Genomic DNA, 21,420 nt, shown 5'->3' with positions numbered 1-21,420 from the left:
AGAAGGAGCCGAGAGCATGGGCATGACCGTCGACGACACGACCGGCACGGCCGGGATCATGGAGCTCGCCCAGGGGTTCTGGGCGTCCCGGGCCCTGCTGAGCGCGGTCGAACTGGACCTGTTCGCGACCCTGGCCGAGGGGCCGCTCACCGGGGAGGCCCTGCGGGACCGGCTCGGCCTGCACCCCCGCGCCGCCGCGGACTTCCTCGACTCCCTGGTGGGCCTGGGCCTGCTCCGGCGGGACGGGGACGAGTACCGCAACGGCGGGGCCGCCGCCCGCCACCTGGCCGCCGACGGGCCGGGCTCCCTCACCGGGCGGCTGCGCCTGCTGGCCTGGCGCTACCGGATCTGGGGCGACCTCACCTCCCTGCTGCGCACCGGGGACCAGCAGGCGCACAGGGGCGGCCAGGACTTCCAGCGCTTCTACGGCGACCAGGACGCCCTGCGCCGGTTCATGGCGGCCATGGACGCCAACAACGCCGAGATCGGCCCCGCCCTGGCCGACGCCCTCGACTGGTCCGGGCACACCTCGTTCGTCGACGTCGGCGGCGCGCGCGGCAACCTGGCCGCCGACCTGGTCCGGGCCCACCCGCACCTGCGGGCCGGGTGCCTGGACCTGCCACCGGTCCAGCCCCTCTTCGACGAGCACATGGAGCGCCTGGGGCTGACCGGCAAGGTCGACTTCCACCCGGCGGACTTCTTCGCCGACCCGCTGCCCGAGACCGAGGTGATGGTGTTCGGGCACGTCCTGCACGACTGGGACGACGAGGCCCGGGTCCGCCTGCTGCGCCGCGCGCACGACGCGCTCCCGGAGGGCGGGCGCGTCGTCGTCTACGACGCGCTGGTGGGCGACGGCCGCGACGAGCCGGCCAACCTGCTGCGCAGCCTCAACATGCGGCTGGTCACGCCGGGCGGCTCGGAGTACACGCCCCGGGAGTGCCGCGCCTGGCTCGCCGCGGCCGGGTTCGAGGACGTGACCGTCGCGCCGCTGGTGGGCGTGGACTCGGTCGTGGTGGCGCGCAAGGCGAAGGGGTGAGGGGCGTGTTCGCACAGGACGGGACGGAGGGCGCCGCGGACGCGGGGGACCGCGGCCCCACCCGGCGGCGGGTGCTCGCCGGGGCGGCGCTGGCCGGCGCCGCGGTGCTGCTGCCGGGCGGGTCCGCGGCGTTCGCCGGGGAGGCCGCGGCCGGGCCGATCGAGGTGGTCCTGGAACCCGACACCCTCGACGTGCCCGAGCGCGTCCCCTGCGGGGCCGTCACGTTCCACGTGACCACCCCCGCCGAGGAGGGCCGCTCGCTGCTGCTGGTGCGCCTGGCCGAGGGCGTCGGCGTCGACGAGTACCTGGCGCTCCTGGCCGGCACCGGCGCCCAGGACCCGCAGGAGCGGGCCGCCGCGGCCCGCGCGGTCTCCGCGGCGGCGGACAACCTGGGCGGGGCCGTGGTGTCGGCCGCGACGGGGGCCGGGTTCACCCAGGTCCTCACTCCGGGTGAGTACGTGCTGGTCAACTACGGCTACGCCAGCCCGGGACCGCCCGTGGTGCGCACCGTCCGGGCCGTGCGCGGCGCCGTCGCGGGCCGCCCCTGGGCGCCCGCGGCGATCGTCCACCACGACGGGGCGGGCGGCAAGGAGTTCGCGGTCGCCGGGTCGCCGCCCGCGGGCGGGGCCCTCACCGTCGTCAACACCACCGCCACCCCGCAGGAGGCGATGCTCGTCCCGGTGGTCCCGGGGACGACGGAGGAGGACGTGCGCGCCTACTTCGAGGCCCTGCGCGACGGGCGCGAGCCGCCCGTGCAGCCGATGCTCGGCCGGCCGGTGGGCATGGCGCCGCTCGGCGCGGGGCGGCGGGCCGTGCTGCACACGGAGTTCGCCCCGGGCCCGCACGCGCTGTTCTCGTTCACCGTCGACCACGAGACGGGGATCAACCACGCCCTCCAGGGCATGTCCCGCCTGGTCGGCCTGGCCTGAGGCCGCGGCCCCGCGCCCGGTCCGCCGACCGGGCGCGGGGCCGCGGTGTTCCGGGCGGAGGTCGCGCGGCCCGCGGTCGGCGGCGGTCTTCCACCGCCCGGCGCAGGGGGCCGTACCGCGCCGGTGGTGGGCCCGGGTGCCGGCGGTGTCCTGGGAGGGAGTCGCCCGGCCTGCGGCGGTCTCCTGCCGCACGACCGCGCCGGTGCCGCGGCACCCCCGGGGGCGCTGGCAGGATGGGGCCCCAGCCGGACACCGCCACGGAAGGGGACACGAACCCATGAGCGTCGACCTGCACCACGTCGAGAGCGGACCCCCCGACGCGCCCCCGCTGCTGCTCGGCGGCTCCCTGGGCACCACCACCGCCATGTGGGAGCCGCAGGTCGCGGCGCTGTCCACCGCGTTCCGCGTGATCCGCTTCGACCACCGCGGCCACGGCGGCTCCCCGGTCCCGCCCGGCCCCTACACCATGGCCGACCTGGCCGGTGACGTGGTGGCCCTGCTGGACCGCCTGGGGCTGGCCCGCGCCCACTACGCGGGCCTGTCCATCGGCGGGATGGTGGGCCAGTGGCTGGCGGTCCACCACCCCGACCGCCTCGACCGGCTGGCCCTGCTGGCCACCTCGCCCCACACCGGCCCGGCCGGGCCCTGGCTGGAGCGGGCGGCCCTGGTGCGCGCCGAGGGCACCGCCGCCGTCGCCGACGCCGTGGTGGGCCGCTGGTTCACCCCGGAGTTCGCCCGGGACCGCCCCGGGGACGTCGCCGTCCTGCGCGCGCAGGTCGCCGCCACCGACCCCGAGGGGTACGCGGGCTGCTGCGAGGCCGTGGCCGGGTACGACGTGCGCGGGGGCCTGCCCGGCGTCACCGCGCCCACCCTGCTGGTGGCCGGGGCCGAGGACCCCTCCACCCCGCCCGCGCAGCACGCCGACGTGATCGCCCGGCTGCTGCCCGACGCCGCCTACACCACCCTGCCCGACACCGCCCACCTGGTGTCGTGGCAGCGCCCGGACGAGGTGAACGCGCTGCTCCTGCGGCACCTGCGCGCGGGGGAGTGAGGGGACCGGCCCCTCACCGGCCCCGCCGGAGCCGTCCGGCGGGGCCCGCCGTTCACGGCTTGACCGCGACCCCCGAGTACTCCCACAGCTTCACCGTCAGGTCGCCCGGCCGGGTCCGCGGGGCGATCTCGGGGTGGCGCCAGCTGGCGCAGTCCACCGCCCGCGGCTCCTCGGAGCGGCCGTCGGACCAGGCGCTCACCTTCTCCAGCCCCTCGAAGGCGACCGCCGCCTCCTGCGGGGAGCGCACCCGCCCCCACGGGGTGCCGAACGAGAGCATCTTGTCGGTGACCCACCGGGCGGTCTCGGGGTCGTCGGACACGATGTGCGAGTAGATCAGGACGGACCCCGGGGCCGCGTGCTCCATCAGCCGGGACACCATCCCGAACGGGTCGGCGGCGTCGGGGATGCAGTGCAGCATCGACACCAGCATCACGCCCATCGGGCGGTCGGTGTCCAGCAGGCCGCCGGCGCGGGCGTCGGCCAGCACCGGCTCCACGCCCTGCGAGATGTCGGCCATGAGGAAGTCCGCGCCTCGGCCGCCCGCCAGCAGCGCCCTGCCGTGCGCGATGACGATCGGGTCGTTGTCCACGTACAGCACCCGGGCGCCCGGTGAGGCGCGCTGGGCGACCTGGTGGGTGTTGTCCGCCGTGGGCAGGCCGGCCCCCAGGTCGAGGAACTGGTCGATGCCCCGGGAGGCGGCGTACTCCACGGCCCGGGTCAGGAAGGCCCGGTTCTGGTGGGACAGGGACAGGAACTCCGGCAGCTGGGCCAGGAGGACGTCGCAGGCCTTGCGGTCCACCTCGAAGTTGTCCTTGCCGCCGAGCAGGTAGTCGTACATCCGGGCGACGCTGGGGGTCTCCATGTCGATGTCGGGCGGGAAGCGGTCGGCCATGAGCGGTCCGGGGCGTCGCCCGGCGGCCTCCGCCGGGCGGAGGGCGCCCCTGCCTCCTTCTGGGTGTGGGTGCGGTCGTCGCGGACGGGGACGGTGTCACGGGTGAGAGGGCCCGGACGGAAGGGGCGGAGGCCGCGCGCTGCGGGGCTGCGGACCGGCATCGTCGACCTCCTGTTGCTCGGGCGGCGCGGCGGCGTCCGCGCCGGAAGCGGTCCCCGTTTTCCTCCGCGGGAATCCGTCACGCCGTGCGACGTGATGTTCTGCCGAATCGTAACCGCCCGCGTCCCTTCCCACCGGTGTTTTCCTGAGGAAATCCGAAATCGCGTATTCGATCGTCCCGTTTTCACGTTCCCGGGCGCGGGAATGGCGGGAGTTCGTCGGCGAGCGCCCCCGGAGCCGCTGCCCTGACGCGATCCCCGGCTCCCGAGGGTATATCCACGGGGGGCGGCGGGGAAGGCGCGGACCAGAACGCCGCTGCGGAGTCGGGGGAGTGGCCGGTGGGGAGGCCGGGGTCCCCGATTATCGCCTCAGAGGCATTATCCCGGGGTGTCTCGTGTGCTGTCGAAGGTCCTTTTATGCCGCCCGCCGCCATGACCCGGGTGCGCAGCTCCGCCTTGTCCGGCCCCGCCCACCGGGTGAGCGAGAAGGGGTCCCGGTCGGCCTGCGCGCCCAGGGCCGCGGCCGCCGTGCGCAGGTGCGCGCACACCCCGTCCCAGCGGTCGCAGGAGCAGGTCGCCACCAGGGCCTCCCACCCCCGCGGCACCAGGTCGACCCCGAACATCGCGCACACCCGCTCCACCGGCACCGGCAGCTCCCCGGCCAGCACCCGCGCCCGGAACACCTCCTGGGAGGCCAGGGCCGCGCACACCCGGTCCCACAGGGCGTCGTCGGGCACCGAGCGGATCAGGCTCACCTCGAACCCGCCGACCCGGGCGGTCACCTCGCCCGGGCGCACCGCCAGCCGCTCCACCGGCCCGGGCAGCACGGGCCCCAGCCACCGCTCCACCTCCGCCGACCAGCTCACGCCACCGCCTCCGGCGCCAGGCGCACCACCTCGCGCAGGTCGTCCACCGACAACCCGGCCAGCCACGCCTCGCCGGTCGCCACCGCGCCCCGGGCCAGGGCGCTCTTGCGCTCGATCATCTCGTCCACCCGCTCCTCCACGGTGCCCACGCACACCATCTTGCGGACCTGCACGTCGCGCCGCTGCCCGATCCGGAACGCGCGGTCGGTGGCCTGGTCCTCCACGGCCGGGTTCCACCAGCGGTCCACGTGCACCACGTGGTTGGCGGCGGTGAGGTTGAGGCCGGTGCCCGCCGCCTTGAGCGAGAGCAGGAACACGGCCGGGCCGTCCATGGACTGGAAGCGGGCGGTCATCTCCTCGCGCTCGGCGCGCGGGGTGCCGCCGTGCAGCCACAGCACCGGTACCCCCAGCCGCGCGCGCAGGTAGGGGGCCAGCCGGTCGCCGAACCTCGCGTACTGGGTGAAGCACAGGGCCTTGTCGCCCTCGGCCGCCGCCTCGCCCAGGATCGACTCCAGCCGGTCCAGCTTGCCCGAGCGGCCCGCCAGCGCCGACCCGTCCCCCAGGAACTGGGCGGGGTGGTTGCAGACCTGCTTGAGCCGGGTCATGGTCGCCAGCACCAGGCCCTTGCGCTCGCGCTCGTCGGCCTCGCGCAGCCGCTCCGTCATCTCCTCCACCACGGCCTTGTACAGCGACGCCTGCTCGGGGGTGAGGGTGCACCAGGTGCGCATCTCCACCTTCTCGGGCAGGTCGGCGATGATCGACCGGTCGGTCTTGAGGCGGCGCAGCACGAACGGGCCGGTCATCCGCCGCACCCGCGCGGTGTCGGGCCCGTCCTCCCCGGCCACGGCCTCGCGGAACGCCGCCGCCGAGCCGAGCAGGCCCGGGTTGGCGAAGTCCAGGATCGACCACAGCTCCTCCAGGTCGTTCTCGACCGGGGTGCCGGTGAGCGCGATGCGCGTGCGGGCGGGCAGGGAGCGCACCGCCTTGGCCTGGAGGGTGTCGTGGTTCTTCAGGGCCTGGGCCTCGTCGCACACCAGGCGCTGCCAGGGCAGGCCCGCCAGCTCTTCGGTGTCGCGGGAGACCACGCCGTAGGTGGTGACGACCAGGTCGCAGGAGCCCACCAGGCGGGCCAGGGCGTTGCCGTGCGGGCGGTCGGGGCCGTGCTGGACGTGCACGCGCAGCCCGGGGGCGAACCGCTCGGCCTCGCGCCGCCAGTTGCCGACCAGGGACACCGGGCAGACCAGCAGGGTGGGCCCGGTGTCCGCGGGGCGGGCGTCGGTGAGCAGGGCCAGCAGCTGGACGGTCTTGCCCAGGCCCATGTCGTCGGCCAGGACCGCGCCCAGGCCCAGTTCTCCCAGGAACCGCAGCCAGGAGGCGCCGCGGTCCTGGTAGGGGCGCAGCCGCGCCCCGAACCCGTCGGGGGTGCCCAGCGGGCGCAGGTCGGCGGCGGCCGAGCCGTCGAACAGGGCGCCCAGGGGGCCGGGGGCCACCACCTCCTCGACCGGGAGCGGCGGCGCCCCGTCCGCGCCGACGGCGGCGCGCACCGCCTCGTCGGGGCGCATCCGGCGCCCGCGGGAGGAGATCCACTCCAGGGCGGCCCCCAGGCGCTCGGGGTCCAGCTGGGTCCACCGGCCGCGCACCCGCACCAGGGAGCGCTTGAGGCGGGCGAGTTCGGCCAGCTCGGCCAGCTCCTCCTCGGTGAGGGGCTCGGACGTGCCGTCGGGGCCGCCGCGCAGGACCGCCTCGAAGGAGACGCCGACGATGTCGGAGGGGCCGATGCCGCCGGTGCCCTTGCGGCCCCTGACGGGCTCGGCCGTCATGCGCAGGGCCACGCGGGGCCCCTTGCGGAGTTCGGGCAGGACCACCCCGAACCCGGCGGCGGCCAGCGCGGGCGCGGCCTCGGCGACGAACCGCTGGGCGTCCTCCACGCTCAGCAGCAGGCGGGAGGGGGCCAGGTCGCGCAGCGCCCGGCCGAGCAGGGGGTGGTGGCGGGCGGCGCGGCGCAGGTCGGCCAGGGCGGTGACGGACACGTCGGCGGGCAGCCAGGCGGCGCCCTCGCCCGACCACACCTCCTCCAGGGGCAGGCGCAGCCCGGGGTCGGCCACCGACCGCACCCAGAACTCCACGGTCCAGGGGGTGGCGCGGTCGGGCTCGCGCAGCAGGAACACCAGCCCGGCGCGGCCCGCGCCGCGCACCCGGGAGCGCCACTCCTTGAGCGCGGGGCGCAGGCGGTCGGCCGTGGCCGGGTCCAGGGCCGCGTCCGCCCCGGTCAGGGCCGCGGCCAGCCGCTCCCCGGGGCCGGGCTCCGGGTGGGGGGTTTGCGGCCGGGGGCCTCCGTTGGGGGTGGTGGAGGGTGACGGGTGGGGGGTTTGCGGCCGGGGGCCTCCGTTGGGGGTGGTGGAGGGTGACGGGTGGGGGGTTTGCGGCCGGAGGCCTCCGTTGAGGGTGGTGGAGGGCGACGGGCGGGCGGTGCGCCGCGCCACCGCGTCGGTGAGCAGCTCCAGGGGGGCCAGCACGCAGGAGCGGGCGGCGGCGTCGGCGGAGGCCCCGGGCAGGTGGGCCCGCGCGGAGGCGGGCAGCGCCGCGGTGAGCGCCGCCAGGTGCTCCTCGGCCCAGGAGGCGGGGACGGGGCGCCAGCGGGCCCGGGGCGGGGAGCCGACCAGGTCGGGAAGCACGCATCCGGCGTCCACCAGGGCGCGGGCGAAGGCGTGCACCGCGGCCAGGTGCCGCAGGGAGGGCCCCGCCCCGGCGGGCAGGGCGCCGAGCAGCCGGTCGGCGGCCCCGGGGTCCAGCCGCACGGCGGGCACGGTCCAGGTGTGGAAGGCGGCGGGCTCGCCGGACGCGCCGGCGGACCGGTCCGGTGCGGCGGTCGTGCCGGGCAGCCGCAGCTCCAGCACGGCGGTTCGGCCCCCGCCGGGAACGAGCGCCGCCAGCGCCCGGTGCCCGAGCGCGAAGGGGTGCGGCCGCTCCCCGGCCGCCTCCCCGGTGTCCCGCTCCCCGGCCTCGCCCCACACCACCAGCGCGTCCCGGTCCCACACGCCGTGCAGCACCCGCATCCGTCCCCCCGTTCGCGTCGCGCCCCCCAGTATCGCGGCCCCCTGAGACACCCCGCCCGCCGCGGGCGCGCAAGAGGGCCCCGGCGGTGCCGGGGCCCTCGGGTGCGCACGGGGGTGTCAGAGGCGCTCGGGGACCTCGTTGCCCGCGTCGATGATGCCCTGGCGCATCCGCGTGCGCCACAGCAGGACGCCGCCGACGATGAAGAACACGATCAGTGACAGCACCGCCACCCGGTAGCCGCCGGTCAGCGACACCGCGACGGTCACCGCCAGCGACCCCAGGAACGTCGACCCCTTGTCGGAGATCTGGTACAGGCTGAAGTACTCCGCCTCCCGGCCCTTGGGGATGAGCTGGGAGAACAGCGACCGCGCCAGCGACTGCGTGCCGCCCAGCACCAGGCCGATGCCCACGCCCAGCGTCATGAACAGCGGCACGTTGCCCGCGGGCAGGAAGTACGCCGCCGCCACCAGGCCGCCCCAGACCACCAGCGTCGCCAGGACCGTGTTCTTGGGCCCCAGGGTCCGGGAGACCCGGCCGGTGGCGAAGGCGCCGGCGAAGGCCACGAACTGGATGATGAGGATCGTCACGATCAGCGTGTCCTGGTCCAGGCCCAGGTCCTGGGTGGCGAAGGGGGCGGCGTAGCGGATGGCCGCCTGCACCCCGTCGTTGAAGAAAATAAAGGCCAGCAGGAACAGCACGGTGTTGGGGTACTTGCGCATGTCCTTGAGCGTGCGCCCGAACTGCCGCAGGGACGCGCCCATCCGGGGCGGACCGCCGGTGGCCAGCGCGCCGTAGCGGTTGCGCAGCGGCCGCAGCGACAGGACCGTGAAGCCCACCCACCAGAGGCCGCAGGACGCGAACGCGATCCGGGCGGCGTCCGCGGCGCCCAGTCCCAGCGCCTCGGCGTTGACCACCAGCAGCAGGTGCGCGACCAGCAGCACCGCCCCGCCCAGGTAGCCGATGCCCCAGCCGGCCACCGACACCCGGTCGCGCTCGTCTGCGGTGGAGATCTCCGGGAGGAACGCGTGGTAGACGACGATCGAGAAGCCGTACAGCAGGTTGGCCAGCAGGAACAGCACCGAGGCGGCCAGGTAGCCGTCGGTGGCGAAGTACAGGCCGAGCGTCGCCGAGGACCCCGCGAACGCGGTCCAGAACAGCCACCGCTTCTTGTGCCGCGAGTGGTCGACCATCGCGCCGAACAGCGGCAGCAGCAGGATCTGGATGAGGATGGCGGCCGTGGTCAGCGCCGGGTACAGCGCGTTGGGGTGCAGTCCGAACAGCCCCAGGGACAGGCCGGGGTCCAGACAGGCCGCCGCGGTGTCGGCGCCCACCGAGGAGCAGGCCAGGCCGCTCAGGTAGGGGCCGATGAGCACGGTCACCACCGAGGTGATGAACACCGAGTTCGCCCAGTCGTACAGGTACCAGCCGCGCTGCTCGCGCCTGCGCCGGGCGGGGTCGGGGGAGGGGCCGGAGTGCGCGGCGGCCTCCGGGGAGGGTCCGGTCATGGTGGGGGCTTTCCTATCCGTTGTGCGCTCTGGCCCGGCCGCCGGTCCAGCGGCCGCGGCGGATCAGCACCTCCCGCAGCGCGGTGGTGTTGTCGGTGACGATCCCGTCGACGCCCGCGTCGAGCAGGCGGTCCATCACCTCCGGTTCGTTGACGGTCCACACGTGGACCTGGATCCCGAGCCGGTGGGCGGTCCGGATGAGGTCGCGGCTCAGCACCGGGAACGAGCCGTGGCGCAGCGGGATCTGCGCGCACTGCGGGGCGCCCGGGGCGAGCGGGCGCAGCACGGGGACCAGGGAGGCCGCGCGCAGCCGGGCCACGTCCACCGGGCCGCAGGAGGTGGCGACGGGCCGCGGGAAGAGGGCGCGGGCCCGGTCCAGGCGGCGCTGGTCGAAGGAGCCCACGCACACCCGGTCCCAGGCGCCGGTGCGGCGCAGCACGTCGATGAGGGGCGCCACGGCCCCGTCGGCCTTGAGGTCGATGTTGAACCGCGCCCCCGGCCAGCTCCCGAGCAGGTCCTCCAGCAGCGGCACGGGCTCGCTCCCGCCCACACGGGCGCGCGCGACCTCGCGGTAGGGCAGGTCGGCGATGGCGCCGGACCCGTCGGTGGCGCGGTCCAGGGTGGCGTCGTGGAACGCGGTGAGCACGCCGTCGGCGGTGGCGTGCACGTCCGTCTCCAGGTACGTGTAGCCCAGGTCCACGGCGTGCTGGAAGGCGGCCGCGGTGTTCTCCAGCTCGGTGCGGCGCACCCCCCGGTCGTCGGTGATCCACCCGCCCCGGTGGGCGAGGGCTACGGGGACGGGGGAGGAAAGGTACGCGTGAGTCACGTTAGGAAGTATGCCGCCTGGGGCGGGCGCCCGTCGGCGGGCGGCGGGCCGGGGGGACGCGGACCGGAAACCTGGTACGCCAGGTGGGGCGGGCGTGCGCGCGGGTGCTCTGTGGCCGGGTGAGACCCGCTGTCGTCCCCAGGGCAGGAGAACGTTCATGTCCCACTCGTCCGACCGTCACCGCTGCCCGCGCCGGATCTGCGCGGGCGACCGGGCGCCGCACGCCCGCCGCTCCGCCGCGCACGCACCCCACCGGCCCGCGGCGACCCCGGCGCGCACCCCGCCGCGCCGGGTGCCCCCGGGCCGCCGCCACGCCCCGCTGGAGGGGCACCGCACCCCCGGAGAGGTCCACCTGCTGGCGCAGCAGGTGGCGGAGGTGCTGGTGGGCAGGCGCACCCCCGAGGCCCTGCGGGGCCGGGTGGCCGTCGCGGTGCGCGAACAGCTGCGGCGGCTGCGCGGCGCGCTGCCGTGCGGGTCGGCGCCCCGGCTGGAGCGGGTGTTCCACCAGCGGTCGGGCGACGGCCTGGAGGCCAGCGCCGTGATCGCCTGCGACCTGCGGGCCCGGGTCTTCGCGTTCCGCGCGCGCCGCCGGGACGGGGTGTGGGTGTGCACCGACCTGGAGACCGACGGACTCCTGTGACGTCCCGCGTCCGCAATGCCCTGGATATTCACCTGAGGGCGCGGATAGTGTCCCCGGGGGGCGGGATCCGCCCCCGACGGACACGGCCGGCCGTACCCCCGCGGCCGTGCCGGGTACGCGGCGGGGCCGAACGGCGGCCCGCCGCCCGAGGAGCGAGGAGGGGCGCCCCGCGCCGGGGCGCCGACATGTATGAAGCCGACTGACATCGTTCACCTGCACACCGTCGGGGCCCCGGCCCTGTCCCCCGACGGCGCGCGCGCCGTGTTCTCCGTGGTCCGCCCCGACCTGGAGGAGGACGCCTACCTCGGGTCCCTGTGGTCGGTGCCCACCGACGGCTCGGCGGCGCCGGCCCGGCTGACCCGCGGCGACCGGGACCGCTCGCCCGCGTTCTCCCCCGACGGCCGCTGGATCGCGTTCCTGCGCCCGGACGGCGACAAGCGACCGCAGATCCACGTCCTGCCCGCCTCCGGCGGGGAGGCGTGGGCGGTCACCGCGCACCCGCTGGGCGCGGGGAGCCCCGTGTGGAGCCCGGACTCGACCCGCCTGGCGTACACGGCGCGGGTGCCGGAGGAGGACCGGTACGTGGACGTGGAGCCGGGCAAGGAGCCGCCGCGCCGGATCACCCGCCTCAAGCACAGGGTCGACGGCCTGGGCTACTTCACCGACCGGCCCTCCCACGTGTTCGTGTCCGCGCCGGTGGACCCGTCCGGGGACGCCGGCGAGCCGGTGCGGGTCACCGACGGGCCCCTGGACCACGAGGGCCCCGTGGCCTGGCGCCCGGACGGCGGCGAGCTGGTGTTCGCCGCCTCCCTGCACGCCTCCCACGACACCGACCTGGTGTGCGACCTGTGGGCGGCGGCGCCCGAGGCCGGCGCGAAGCCGCGCCGGGTGACCGACGGGACCCTGAGCGCCGGGGCGCCCGCCTACTCCGCGGACGGCTCCACCGTGTACTTCCTCGGCGACCGGCTGGGCGAGGACCTGCGGGACTTCGTGGGCCGGACCACGGCGGTGTGGTCGGTGCCCGCGGACGGGTCCGCGGCGCCGGCCCGCCTCACCCCGGAGGAGGACCCGCGCTTCGTCGGCTCCCTGGAGGTGACCCCGGAGGGCGTGCTGGCCACCGCCGAGCGGCGCGGTGCGGTCGACCTGCTCCGGGTGCCGTTCGCGGGCGGGGAGCCCGCCGAGGTGCTCGCCGGCAAGGTGCAGGTGCAGGCGTTCGCCTCGGCGGCCGGGGTGACCGTGGCCGCGGTGGCGGACGGGCGCAGCAGCGGCGAGCTGGTGGCGGTGTCTGAGCGGGGCGCGCGCCCGCTGACGGCGCTGGCCGCCGGGGTGGACCCGCTGCCGCTCCAGGAGCTGGTGGCGCACGCCGCGGACGGGTACCCGGTGCACGGCTGGCTGGCGGTCCCCGAGGGCGAGGGCCCGCACCCGGTGCTGCTGATGATCCACGGCGGCCCCTTCGCGCCCTACGGGCACCAGCTGTTCGACGAGGCGCAGGTGTACGCGTCGGCCGGATACGCGGTGGCCATGTGCAACCCGCGCGGCTCCTCGGGCTACGGCCAGGAGCACGGCCGGGCGATCATCGGCGCGGTGGGCGAGGTCAGCGCCACCGACCTGCTGGCGTTCCTGGACGGGGCGCTGGAGGACGACCGGCTGGACCCCTCCCGGGTGGGCGTCCTGGGAGGCTCGCACGGCGGGTTCATGACGACGTGGATCGCCGGCAACCACGGCGACCGCTTCCGGGCGGCGATCAGCGAGCGCGCGGTCAACGCCATCGACAGCTTCAGCGGCTCCTCCGACATCGGCTCGCTGTTCCCCCGGCCGCTGTACGGGCCGCCGCAGACGTGGGCGGAGCAGAGCCCGCTCACCTACGCGGACCGGATCGACATCCCGGTGCTGATCATCCACTCCGAGGAGGACTGGCGGTGCCCGGTGGAGCAGGCCCAGCGCCTGTTCGCGGCGCTCAAGGGCCGCGGGGCCGAGACGGAGATGCTGCTGTTCCCGGGTGAGGGCCACGAGCTGTCCCGGTCGGGCCTGCCCAGCCACCGGGTGGCGCGTTTCGACGCGATCCTGGACTGGTGGTCGCGCCACCTGTGACGGTCGGGGCGGGGGGGTCCGCCTCCCCCGCCCGCGGTTCGCATGATGCACGTCACATTTTCAGGTGATTTGACCTTGTTTTGGTGGGCCCTGGCCGGGCAGGGAAGGAAGCCGTTCCCCCGCGCCGGCGGGCGTTGCCGCCCCGGGGGAGCAACCCCGCAGGTCGGAAGGTTGCCCAAGGGAAAGTAACGAAAGGGTCGCGTCCGGTCCGGGTGGTCGATTACTGTTCCCTCAGACCGGGTCGCCCCCATGAGTCGCCACCAGGGCGACGGCACCCGGCGCCGCCGCACTCCGCCCGCTCCCGACTCCTTTTTCCCACGGGCGGAGGCCGCCGCAGAACGCCCGGCCTCTCCATCGCCGGGACCCCCTCGCTCCCGCATCCCCTGTGCGCCCGCGCGGCGCTCCTTCGGGATGCCCTGCGCCGGTAGGCGGGTGTGGGAGGAAGGCAGTCGGTCTTGACCCGCAACCCTGACCCCGTCGCCGCCCGCCGCCGCTTCGCGACGGTCGGCTTCGCCGCGCTGGGCGCGGTCGTGCTCTCGTCCGGTGTCGCCGTCGCGGAGCCCACCCCCGAGGAGGCCCGGGAGAGGTACGAGGCGCTCCAGGAGGAGCTGTCCGGGCTCAACGAGACCTTCAACCGGGCCGAGGAGGACCACGAGGCGGCCCTGGCCGAGCTGGAGGAGCTGGAGGAGCGGCTGGCCGGTGCCGAGGAGACGCTGGAGGAGATGTCCGGCAAGGTCGCCGGCATCGCCCAGGTCGCCTACACCGAGTCGCCCTACAGCACCTTCACGGTCCTGTTCGGGGGAGCGCCCGACGCCGCGCTCCAGAACGTCGCCGACCTGGACTACCTCTCCGACGGCCAGCAGGACGTGCTGTCGGGCTACATCGAGGAGGTCGAGCACGCCGAGCGCCTGCACGCCGACGCCGCCGAGACCGAGGAGGAGGCCGCCGGCGCGCTGGAGGAGGCCGAGGCCGCCCAGGAGCGCGGCGAGGAGGCCCTGGAGGAGCAGGCCGAGGTGCTGGAGGCCCTGGGCGGTGTCGACCCCACGTCCGGGGGGACCGCCGGGGCGGGCGCCTCGGACGGCGGCGCCGTGGCCGCCTCCGGGGACGTCCAGGCGGTGCTGGACTTCGCCCGCGCCCAGATCGGCAAGCCGTACGTGTGGGGCGGCACCGGCCCGGACGGCTACGACTGCTCCGGCCTGGTGCAGGCGGCCTGGGCCCAGGCGGGCGTGAGCCTGCCGCGCACCACCTACGACCAGGTCAACGCCGGGACGCGGATCTCCCGCGACCAGGTGCAGCCGGGCGACCTGCTGTTCTTCTACAGCGAGTCGGCGCCGAGCCACGTGGGCATCTACTCCGGCAACGGGATGATGATCCACGGCTCCAACCCGTCCAAGCCGCTGGAGGAGGTGGCCCTGGCCGCCTACTGGGACGGCGTGTTCACGGGCGCCGTACGCGTCGGCTGACCCGGCGCGTATCCTTTCGGCCCATGGGACGACTCCTGCTCAAGGTCGCCGCCGGCGTCGCGGCCGCACTGGTGCTGCTGTGGGTGCTGTCGGTGCTGGTGGGCCTGCTGGTCTGGCTCCTGGTCACCGCCCTGGTGGTCGGCCTGGCCCTGCTGGGCGCGGCGATGCTCCGCGGGCAGCGGCGCCCCTGAGGCCCCGCGCCCCGGCCCCGAACGCGCACGGGCGTCCCGCGGTCCCCGGACCGCGGGACGCCTTCCGTGTGTTCGCGGGCGGTTCCGTGGCGATCCGGGGAGGGCGGAACGGACGGGGGACACCGGGGCAAGGCTCCCCACCGTGACGCGAAACAGGGCTATAGTGACTCTGTGTCACTGAATAAACACGTAGGGTCTCATGTCGACGGGGTCTCGCACCGCGGGCGGGTCGAGCGTGTCCTCACCCGTGTCTTCCGCAACGACTGGAGCGCGCTGACACCCCCCGGCATCGGCACGTGGACACCCGACCTGAGCGTCAGCGTCGTCATCCCGGCGCGCGGCGGGCAGGGCCGCCTCGACCTCACCCTGGCCGCCCTGGCCGGGCAGACCTACCCCGACCACCTCGTCGAGGTGCTGGTCGTGGACGACCACTCCCGGCCGCCGCTGCGCCTGCCCGAGCTGCGCCCCCGCCGGTGCCGCGTCCTCACCCTGCCCGAAGGCGCCTGGGGCGCCGGATACGCCCGCGCCTACGGCGCCCACGCCGGGACCGGCGACATCCTGGTCTGGCTGGACGCCGACGTCGTCGTGGGCCGGGAGTTCCTGGAGGCCCAGGCGCGCTGGCACCACGTGCACGCCGAGGCCGTCACCCTGGGGCGGGTCGCCTTCGCCGACTCCTTTCCCGAGGACCCGGCCGAGCTGCTCGCCCGGGTGCGCGCCGGCACCCTGCACGAGGAGCTGGCCCCCGGGCGCCGCCACGCCTGGATCGAACGCGTCCTGGCCGACAGCGACGACCTGCGCGACGCCGACCACCTGGGTTTCCACGCCTACCTCGGGTCCGCCGCCGCGGTGCGGCGCAGCCTCTACGAGGCGGCCGGCGGCGTGGACCCCGACCTCGGCCTGGGCCAGGACACCGAGTTCGGCTACCGGCTGTGGCAGGCGGGCGCCGTCCTGATCCCCGAACCCGGCGCCGCCGCCTGGCACGTGGGCCCCGCGGGCACCGCCCGCACCCGGCTGCCCTCCCAGCGGTTCCGCACCGAGGTGCTGGCCGAGCTGATGCCCCACCCGCACGCCTACCGCGAACGCGTCCCGGCCCACCGGCGCCGCGTCCCGCTCGTCCACGCCGTCGTCGACGTGTCCGGGGCGCCCTACGACCTGGTCCGCGGCTGCGTGGACCGGCTGCTCGACAGCGCCGAGACCGACCTGGCGCTCACCCTGGTCGCCGACTGGGACGGCGCGGGGGCGACCCCGGGCACCTCCGCCGGACCGCACCTGGACCTGCGCCTGATCCAGGCCAACTACCTGCGCGACCCGCGGGTCTCCTTCGCCTCCCGGGCCCCGCGCACCGGCTTCCCCTCGCCGTTCCTGCTCCAGGTCCCCGTCGCCTGGGGGCTGGGCCAGGTGGCCCTGTCGCGCCTGCTCGCCGGGGCCGAGCGCGCCCGCGCCGGGCTCACCGAGCTGTACCCGGCGGCCTCGCCCACCCGCGACGCCGGGGTGCGCCTGTGGCGGACCCGCGCCCTGGCCCGCGCCCTGCGGGTGCGGCGGCGCGACGAGGACCTGGGGGACGTGGTGGCCGAGCTGCACGGCCGCTACCGCATCCACGCCGGGGAGGACACGCTCACCGACCTGTCGCTGTACCGGTCGGTCCCCCCGCCGCGCCCGGCGCCCCGGGCCGAGCCGGACGGGGCCGCGCAGGTCCCGGCGCGGGACTCCGGTCCGGGCCGGGACACCGGGGACGGGGAGGACGTGCGGGAGCACGGGCGGCGCGCCCGCGGGCCGCTCGCCCGCTGGCGCGACCGCCTGGTCGCGGCGGCGCGGCGCAGGCGCCGGGGGTAGCCCGGAGGGCCGGCCGCGGCCGGGCAGATGGGGGAAGACACCGACCCGAGGGCGGCCGGATCCCTCCGGGGGGCGGCACACCGACCTCGGTCGCCTCACCGGTTGCGACAGTGCCAGTACGTAAGGTACCCGATGCGGCGCACACGGGGGGCGCGCCGCCGGTGCGGCGCGCCCGGGGACCCGCGGGGGTCAGGACACCGCGTCGATGGACGCCAGCAGCTGCTCGCGCAGGGTGTCGTTGATGGGGGTGGACCCGGTCTCGGCCGAGGCGGCCTCCTGCCCCTCGGTGCTGACGATGTAGCGCAGGAACGCCTTGACGCGCTCGGCCTCGCCGTCGTCGGGGTAGTCCAGGCACACGGCCTCGTAGCTGACCAGCACCAGCGGGTAGGCGCCCTCGGCGGTGGTGCCGTAGTCCAGGTCCAGGGCCAGGTCGTACTCGCCGGTGGCGTCCGCGCTGCGCGGGGAGTCGGCCACGACCTGCGCGGCGGCCTCGGGGGAGATCTCCACGAAGGAGTCGCCCACGCCCACCGCCACGGTGGACATGCCGTGCACGTGGGACATCTCCACGTAGCCGATGGAGCCCTCGGCGCGCTTGACGGTGTCGGCGATGCCGCTGTTGCCCTGCGCGGACTCGCGCGGGGTGATCGGCCACTGCCCGCCGGCCTCGTGCCCCCACGCGTTCGGGGCGGCCTTCTCCAGGTACCGGGTGAAGTTCTCCGTGGTGCCCGAGTCGTCCGCGCGGTTGACCGGGGTGATCTCCAGGTCCGGCAGGTCGGCGCCGGGGTTGTCCTCGGCGATCTCCGGGTCGTCCCACCGGGTGATGCGCTGGTCGAAGATCTTCGCGATGGTGTCCGGGCGCAGGTTCAGGGAGTCCACGCCCTCCAGGTTGAACACCACCGCGATCGCCACCGCGTAGGCCGGCAGGTTGACGGTGTCCGACCCGCCGCACCGCTCACGGGCGTCGGCGTTCTCCTCCGGGTCCACCGCCGCGTCGGTGCCCGCGAAGGTCACCGCGCCGTCGATGAACTGGTTGCGGCCGCCGCCCGAGCCGATCGAGTCGTAGTAGATGCGGGCGCCGTCGCACGCCGACTGGTACCCGGCGATCCAGGTCGTCATCGCGTTCTCCTGGGCGCTGGACCCCGCCCCGGACAGGCTTCCGGAGAAGCACTCCAGGTCGTCGGGGACGGCCGGGGCCGCGGAGTCGCGCACGGCGTCGTCGCTGCCGCAGGCGGTGGTCGCCAGGAGCAGCCCCGCGAGGGCGGCTCCGGCCGCGGCGTGGGTCCGGGAGCGCTTGTTGGACGGGAGCACGACTTGCTTCTCACCCTTTCATCGGTGTCGGTGACCCCCAGGGCGTGCACCGACGCGTCGCCCGCCGTGGGCGCGTTGTGGCAGGTGTACGGAACACCGCCGAAGAATTTAACCATTGCGCCCGCGCGCCCGCGCACCGCCCCCGACCGGTCCGGTGACCGCGCCGCCGGCGTGCATGACACGCGGGGGAGCAGGGCAAGGGTAGGGGCGTGATGAGCACGCACCGCACCCCGACCGTCCCCGTGACGTCAACCTACCGCCTCCAGCTGCGCCCGGAGTTCACCCTCCTGGACGCCGCCGCGGTGGTGGACCGGCTGGCCCGCACCGGGGCGGGCGCCCTGTACCTGTCGCCGATCCTCCAGGCCGCCCCCGGGTCGGCGCACGGCTACGACGTGGTCGATCCCACACGCATCTCCGCCGAACTGGGCGGGGAGGAGGCGTTCGCCGCGCTGGCCGCCAAGGCCCACGAGGCGGGGCTGGCCGTGGTGGTCGACATCGTCCCCAACCACATGTCCGTGGCCCGCGCCGACGCCAACCCCTGGTGGTGGGACGTGCTGGAGCGGGGGAGGGGGTCGGCGTACGCGCGGTGCTTCGACATCGACTTCGACGCCGGGCCCGTCACCGTCCCCGTCCTGGCCGACGACGGCGACGGCGGCCGGGCGGCCCTGGCCGACCTGCGCGTCGTCGACGGCTGCCTGGCCTACCACGACAAGCGCTACCCCCTCGCCCCGGGCACGCACACCCCGGGCGGGGACCCGGCCGCCGCCCTCGAACGCCAGCACTACCGCCTGGTGTCCTGGCGGCGCGGCGACTCCGAGCTGACCTACCGCCGCTTCTTCGACGTCAGCGACCTGGCCGCGGTCCGGGTGGAGGACCCGGCCGTGTTCGACGCCGTGCACGCCGAGATCCTGCGCCAGGCCGACCTGGGCCGCATCGACGGCCTGCGCGTGGACCACGTGGACGGGCTCACCGACCCCGGCGGGTACCTGCGGACCCTGGCCGCCCGCTTCCCCGGCTGGATCGCGGTGGAGAAGATCCTCGCCCCCGGCGAGGACCTGCCCCGCTCCTGGCCGGTCGCGGGCACCACCGGCTACGACGCCCTGCGGGTGACCGGCGGCGTGTTCGTCTCCCCCTCCGGCGAGGCCGACTTCACCACCCTGGCCGCCGACCAGGGCGTGGAGGTGGACACGGCCGCCGCCGACGTCCGCGCCCGCCGCGCCGCCGCCACCGACCTGCTCGCCGCCGAGGTGCGCCGCATCGCCGCCCTGGTGCCGCCCCGCCCGCCCCGCGACGGGCGCCCCCTGGACGCCGTGGCCCGGGAGCGGCGCGCCGACGCGGTGGCCGAGCTGCTCACCGCGTTCGACGTCTACCGCTCCTACCTGCCCGAGGGGGAGGACGCCTGGGCGCGCGCCGTCGAGACCGCCGCCCGCCGCCGCCCCGACCTGGAGCCGCACCTGGAGGTGATCGACGACCGGGTGCGCGCCGACCCGCGCGGCCCGCTCGCCCGGCGCGTCCAGCAGACCAGCGGCATGGTCGTGGCGATGGGCACCGAGAACACCGCCTTCTACCGGACCACCCGGTTCGCCGCGCTCAACGAGGTCGGCGGCGACCCCGCGGACTTCGCGGTCGCGCCGGGGGAGTTTCACGACGACGCGGCCCGGCGCGAGGCCGCCCGCCCGCACACCATGACGGCCCTGTCCACCCACGACACCAAGCGGTCGGAGGACGTGCGCGCCCGCCTGGCGGCGCTGGCCGAGGTGTCGGAGGGCTTCACCGCCGCCGTGCGCCGCTGGACGGACCGGTGCGCCCTGCCCGAGCCGTCGCTGAACCTCCTGGGCTGGCAGACCCTGGTGGGGGCCTGGCCCATCGACGCCGACCGGCTCGCCGCCTACCTGCTCAAGGCCGCCCGGGAGGCCCGGCTGGGCACCTCCTGGACCGATGCCGACCCCGACTTCGAGGACCGGGTCCGCGCCTGGCCCGCCCGGGTCCTGGACGACCCCGCCCTGCTCGGCGAGGTGCTGTCGGTGGTGGAGTCGGTGCGCGGTGCCGGGTGGTCCAACGCCCTGGGCCAGAAGGCCGTGCAGCTCCTGGGCCCCGGGGTGCCCGACGTCTACCAGGGCACCGAGCTGTGGGACCTGTCCCTGGTGGACCCCGACAACCGCCGCCCGGTCGACCACCCGCTGCGCGAGCGGCTGCTGGCCCACCTGGAGGAGGGGTGGCTGCCCCCGGTGGACGACACCGGCGCCGCCAAGCTCCACCTGGTGCGCACCTGCCTGCGCGCCCGCCGCGACCTGGAGCCGCACGGGTACCTGCCGCTGGAGGCCGCCGGCCCCGCGGCCCGGCACGCCCTGGCCTTCGCCCGCACCTCGCGCGGCGCCGCCCGCCCGGACCTGGCCGCCGTGGCGACCCGGCTGCCGCTCACCCTGGAGGACGCCGGCGGCTGGGACGGCACGGTGCTGCCGCTCCCCTCGGGGCCGGGGGTGTGGCGCGACCTGCTCACCGGGCGCGAGATCGCCCCCACCGGCCCCGACGGGTTCACCGGCCCGCCGCTCGCCGAGCTGCTGGACCGCTACCCGGTGGCGGTGCTGCACCGCTCCTGACCGGGTCCGGCCCGGGCCGCCGGTAGGCTGACGGGCGATCATGAGCACCCACACCTCCGGCGGCCCGCGGCCGCGCATGCCCGAGACCGCGTTCACCGCCCTGGCCTGCCCGGCCTGCGGGCAGGACCTCGCCGCCACCGGCCGGGGGGTGGAGTGCGGGTCCGGGCACGTGTTCAACGTGGCCCGCGAGGGGTACGTGAGCCTGCTCACCGGCGCCACCCCGCCCGGGACCGGCGACGACAGGGCCATGGTCGCCGACCGGCTGAGGTTCCAGCAGGCCGGGCACTACGCGCCCATCGGCGCCGCCCTGGCCCGGACCGCGGCCCGGGAGGCGGGGGAGGCGCCCTTCGTCGTGGACGTGGGCGGCGGCACCGGCCACTACCTGGCACACGTGCTGGAGGAGGTCCCCGACGCCGTCGGGCTGACCGTGGACGCGTCCAAGTTCGCCGCCCGCCGCGCCGCCAGGGCCCACCCGCGGGCCGGGGCGGTCACCGCCGACGCCTGGCGCGGCCTGCCGCTGCGCGCGGGCGCCGCCGACGCCCTGCTCAACGTGTTCGCCCCGCGCAACGCCGCCGAGTTCGCCCGCGTCCTGGCACCCGGAGGATTCCTGCTGGTGGTCGTGCCCGAGGACGGCCACCTGGCGGAACTGCGCGCCCCGCTGGGCCTGCTCTCGGTGGACCCGCGCAAGGACGAGCGCCTGGAGAAGGGCCTGCACGGGCACTTCGCCCCCGCCGGGGTGGAACGGCTCCGGTTCACCATGGACCTCGCCCGTGAGGACGCGGCCACCGTCGTGGGCATGGGCCCCAGCGCCCGCCACCTCGACCCCGCCGAACTCGCCGACCGGATCGCCGCCCTGCCCGAGCCGGTCGCGGTGACCGCCTCGGTGCGCCTGCACCTGTACCGCCCGCTGCCCGCCTGACCGGACCCGGGCCCGGTTCCGGTCGCGGTCCGGGCCGCCTTTCGGGCCCGGTCCC

General features: G+C 76.2%; 16 protein-coding genes. 10 read left to right on the top strand and 6 right to left on the bottom strand.

The genetic code is table 11. From position 1 onward, the window contains the following. Positions 1-16 precede the first annotated feature (16 nt). The 3 genes from BUE45_RS01910 (at position 17) to pcaD (ending at position 3,016) form a co-directional block, all read left to right on the top strand. Entirely contained in the window at positions 17-1,036 is a 1,020-nt protein-coding gene (locus BUE45_RS01910; RefSeq protein WP_073374249.1) for a methyltransferase, read from the top strand. 5 nt (positions 1,037-1,041) lie between these two features. Continuing rightward, complete coding sequence (locus BUE45_RS01905; protein ID WP_073374247.1) at positions 1,042-1,965, top strand: hypothetical protein; 924 nt, start codon at positions 1,042-1,044, stop codon at positions 1,963-1,965. 277 nt (positions 1,966-2,242) lie between these two features. After that, the gene (gene pcaD, locus BUE45_RS01900; protein ID WP_073374245.1) at positions 2,243-3,016 is read left to right on the top strand and encodes a 3-oxoadipate enol-lactonase; all 774 of its coding nucleotides are present in this window, start codon (positions 2,243-2,245) and stop codon (positions 3,014-3,016) included. Positions 3,017-3,068: 52 nt separating this feature from the next. Here the strand turns inward: pcaD and BUE45_RS01895 are convergent, their stop codons facing one another. From BUE45_RS01895 to BUE45_RS01875, 5 genes are all read right to left on the bottom strand, one after another. Beyond that, positions 3,069-3,908 carry an SAM-dependent methyltransferase gene (locus tag BUE45_RS01895; protein ID WP_073374243.1) on the bottom strand — a complete coding sequence of 280 codons (840 nt, stop codon included), beginning with the start codon at positions 3,906-3,908 and terminating at the stop codon, positions 3,069-3,071. Positions 3,909-4,251: 343 nt separating this feature from the next. Next, complete coding sequence (locus BUE45_RS01890; protein WP_073374241.1) at positions 4,252-4,932, bottom strand: hypothetical protein; 681 nt, start codon at positions 4,930-4,932, stop codon at positions 4,252-4,254. Beyond that, positions 4,929-7,988 (bottom strand): SNF2-related protein, encoded by a 3,060-nt coding sequence (locus tag BUE45_RS01885; RefSeq protein WP_073374239.1) that lies wholly within the window; start codon positions 7,986-7,988, stop codon positions 4,929-4,931. Before BUE45_RS01885 ends, BUE45_RS01890 begins: the two co-directional genes overlap by 4 nt. Before the next feature lie 117 nt (positions 7,989-8,105). Then, positions 8,106-9,494: an MFS transporter gene (locus BUE45_RS01880; RefSeq protein WP_073374237.1), complete on the bottom strand. Its 1,389-nt coding sequence runs from the start codon at positions 9,492-9,494 to the stop codon at positions 8,106-8,108. 13 nt (positions 9,495-9,507) lie between these two features. Continuing rightward, the gene (locus BUE45_RS01875; RefSeq protein WP_073374235.1) at positions 9,508-10,320 is read right to left on the bottom strand and encodes a glycerophosphodiester phosphodiesterase family protein; all 813 of its coding nucleotides are present in this window, start codon (positions 10,318-10,320) and stop codon (positions 9,508-9,510) included. A gap of 157 nt (positions 10,321-10,477) precedes the next feature. Between BUE45_RS01875 and BUE45_RS01870 the strand changes: the two genes are divergently transcribed. The 5 genes from BUE45_RS01870 (at position 10,478) to BUE45_RS01855 (ending at position 16,538) form a co-directional block, all read left to right on the top strand. Beyond that, positions 10,478-10,960, top strand: coding sequence for an Rv3235 family protein (locus tag BUE45_RS01870; RefSeq protein ID WP_073374233.1), 483 nt, complete (start codon positions 10,478-10,480; stop codon positions 10,958-10,960). A 189-nt stretch (positions 10,961-11,149) separates the two neighbouring features. Continuing rightward, positions 11,150-13,051: a S9 family peptidase gene (locus tag BUE45_RS01865; protein WP_073374231.1), complete on the top strand. Its 1,902-nt coding sequence runs from the start codon at positions 11,150-11,152 to the stop codon at positions 13,049-13,051. A 455-nt stretch (positions 13,052-13,506) separates the two neighbouring features. After that, positions 13,507-14,514, top strand: a complete 1,008-nt coding sequence (locus BUE45_RS01860; protein ID WP_073374229.1) for a C40 family peptidase — start codon at positions 13,507-13,509, stop codon at positions 14,512-14,514. Positions 14,515-14,537: 23 nt separating this feature from the next. Then, positions 14,538-14,705: a hypothetical protein gene (locus BUE45_RS32350; RefSeq protein WP_178378422.1), complete on the top strand. Its 168-nt coding sequence runs from the start codon at positions 14,538-14,540 to the stop codon at positions 14,703-14,705. 171 nt (positions 14,706-14,876) lie between these two features. Further along, positions 14,877-16,538: a glycosyltransferase family 2 protein gene (locus BUE45_RS01855; RefSeq protein ID WP_245832702.1), complete on the top strand. Its 1,662-nt coding sequence runs from the start codon at positions 14,877-14,879 to the stop codon at positions 16,536-16,538. 189 nt (positions 16,539-16,727) lie between these two features. Here the strand turns inward: BUE45_RS01855 and pstS are convergent, their stop codons facing one another. Beyond that, positions 16,728-17,846 carry a phosphate ABC transporter substrate-binding protein PstS gene (pstS, locus tag BUE45_RS01850; RefSeq protein WP_073374227.1) on the bottom strand — a complete coding sequence of 373 codons (1,119 nt, stop codon included), beginning with the start codon at positions 17,844-17,846 and terminating at the stop codon, positions 16,728-16,730. Between the two features lie 212 nt (positions 17,847-18,058). On the opposite strand from pstS, the gene treY reads away from it, so the two are divergent. Both treY and BUE45_RS01840 read left to right on the top strand, forming a co-directional pair. After that, entirely contained in the window at positions 18,059-20,446 is a 2,388-nt protein-coding gene (gene treY, locus BUE45_RS01845; protein WP_073374225.1) for a malto-oligosyltrehalose synthase, read from the top strand. A 76-nt stretch (positions 20,447-20,522) separates the two neighbouring features. Next, positions 20,523-21,365 carry a putative RNA methyltransferase gene (locus tag BUE45_RS01840; RefSeq protein ID WP_073375287.1) on the top strand — a complete coding sequence of 281 codons (843 nt, stop codon included), beginning with the start codon at positions 20,523-20,525 and terminating at the stop codon, positions 21,363-21,365. Positions 21,366-21,420: the final 55 nt, after the last annotated feature.

The organism is Nocardiopsis flavescens (assembly GCF_900141985.1).
In the GTDB taxonomy this organism is placed as follows: domain Bacteria; phylum Actinomycetota; class Actinomycetes; order Streptosporangiales; family Streptosporangiaceae; genus Nocardiopsis; species Nocardiopsis flavescens.
This window is presented reverse-complemented; position numbering and strand designations above follow the sequence as displayed.

Coding starts and splice junctions, on each gene's coding strand:
- BUE45_RS01910 (WP_073374249.1), top strand. CDS start 17: ATGGGCATGACCGTCGACGACACGACCGGCACGGCCGGGATCATGGAG.
- pcaD (WP_073374245.1), top strand. CDS start 2,243: ATGAGCGTCGACCTGCACCACGTCGAGAGCGGACCCCCCGACGCGCCC.
- BUE45_RS01895 (WP_073374243.1), bottom strand. CDS start 3,908: ATGGCCGACCGCTTCCCGCCCGACATCGACATGGAGACCCCCAGCGTC.
- BUE45_RS01885 (WP_073374239.1), bottom strand. CDS start 7,988: ATGCGGGTGCTGCACGGCGTGTGGGACCGGGACGCGCTGGTGGTGTGG.
- BUE45_RS01880 (WP_073374237.1), bottom strand. CDS start 9,494: ATGACCGGACCCTCCCCGGAGGCCGCCGCGCACTCCGGCCCCTCCCCC.
- BUE45_RS01870 (WP_073374233.1), top strand. CDS start 10,478: ATGTCCCACTCGTCCGACCGTCACCGCTGCCCGCGCCGGATCTGCGCG.
- BUE45_RS01865 (WP_073374231.1), top strand. CDS start 11,150: ATGAAGCCGACTGACATCGTTCACCTGCACACCGTCGGGGCCCCGGCC.
- BUE45_RS32350 (WP_178378422.1), top strand. CDS start 14,538: ATGGGACGACTCCTGCTCAAGGTCGCCGCCGGCGTCGCGGCCGCACTG.
- treY (WP_073374225.1), top strand. CDS start 18,059: ATGAGCACGCACCGCACCCCGACCGTCCCCGTGACGTCAACCTACCGC.
- BUE45_RS01840 (WP_073375287.1), top strand. CDS start 20,523: ATGCCCGAGACCGCGTTCACCGCCCTGGCCTGCCCGGCCTGCGGGCAG.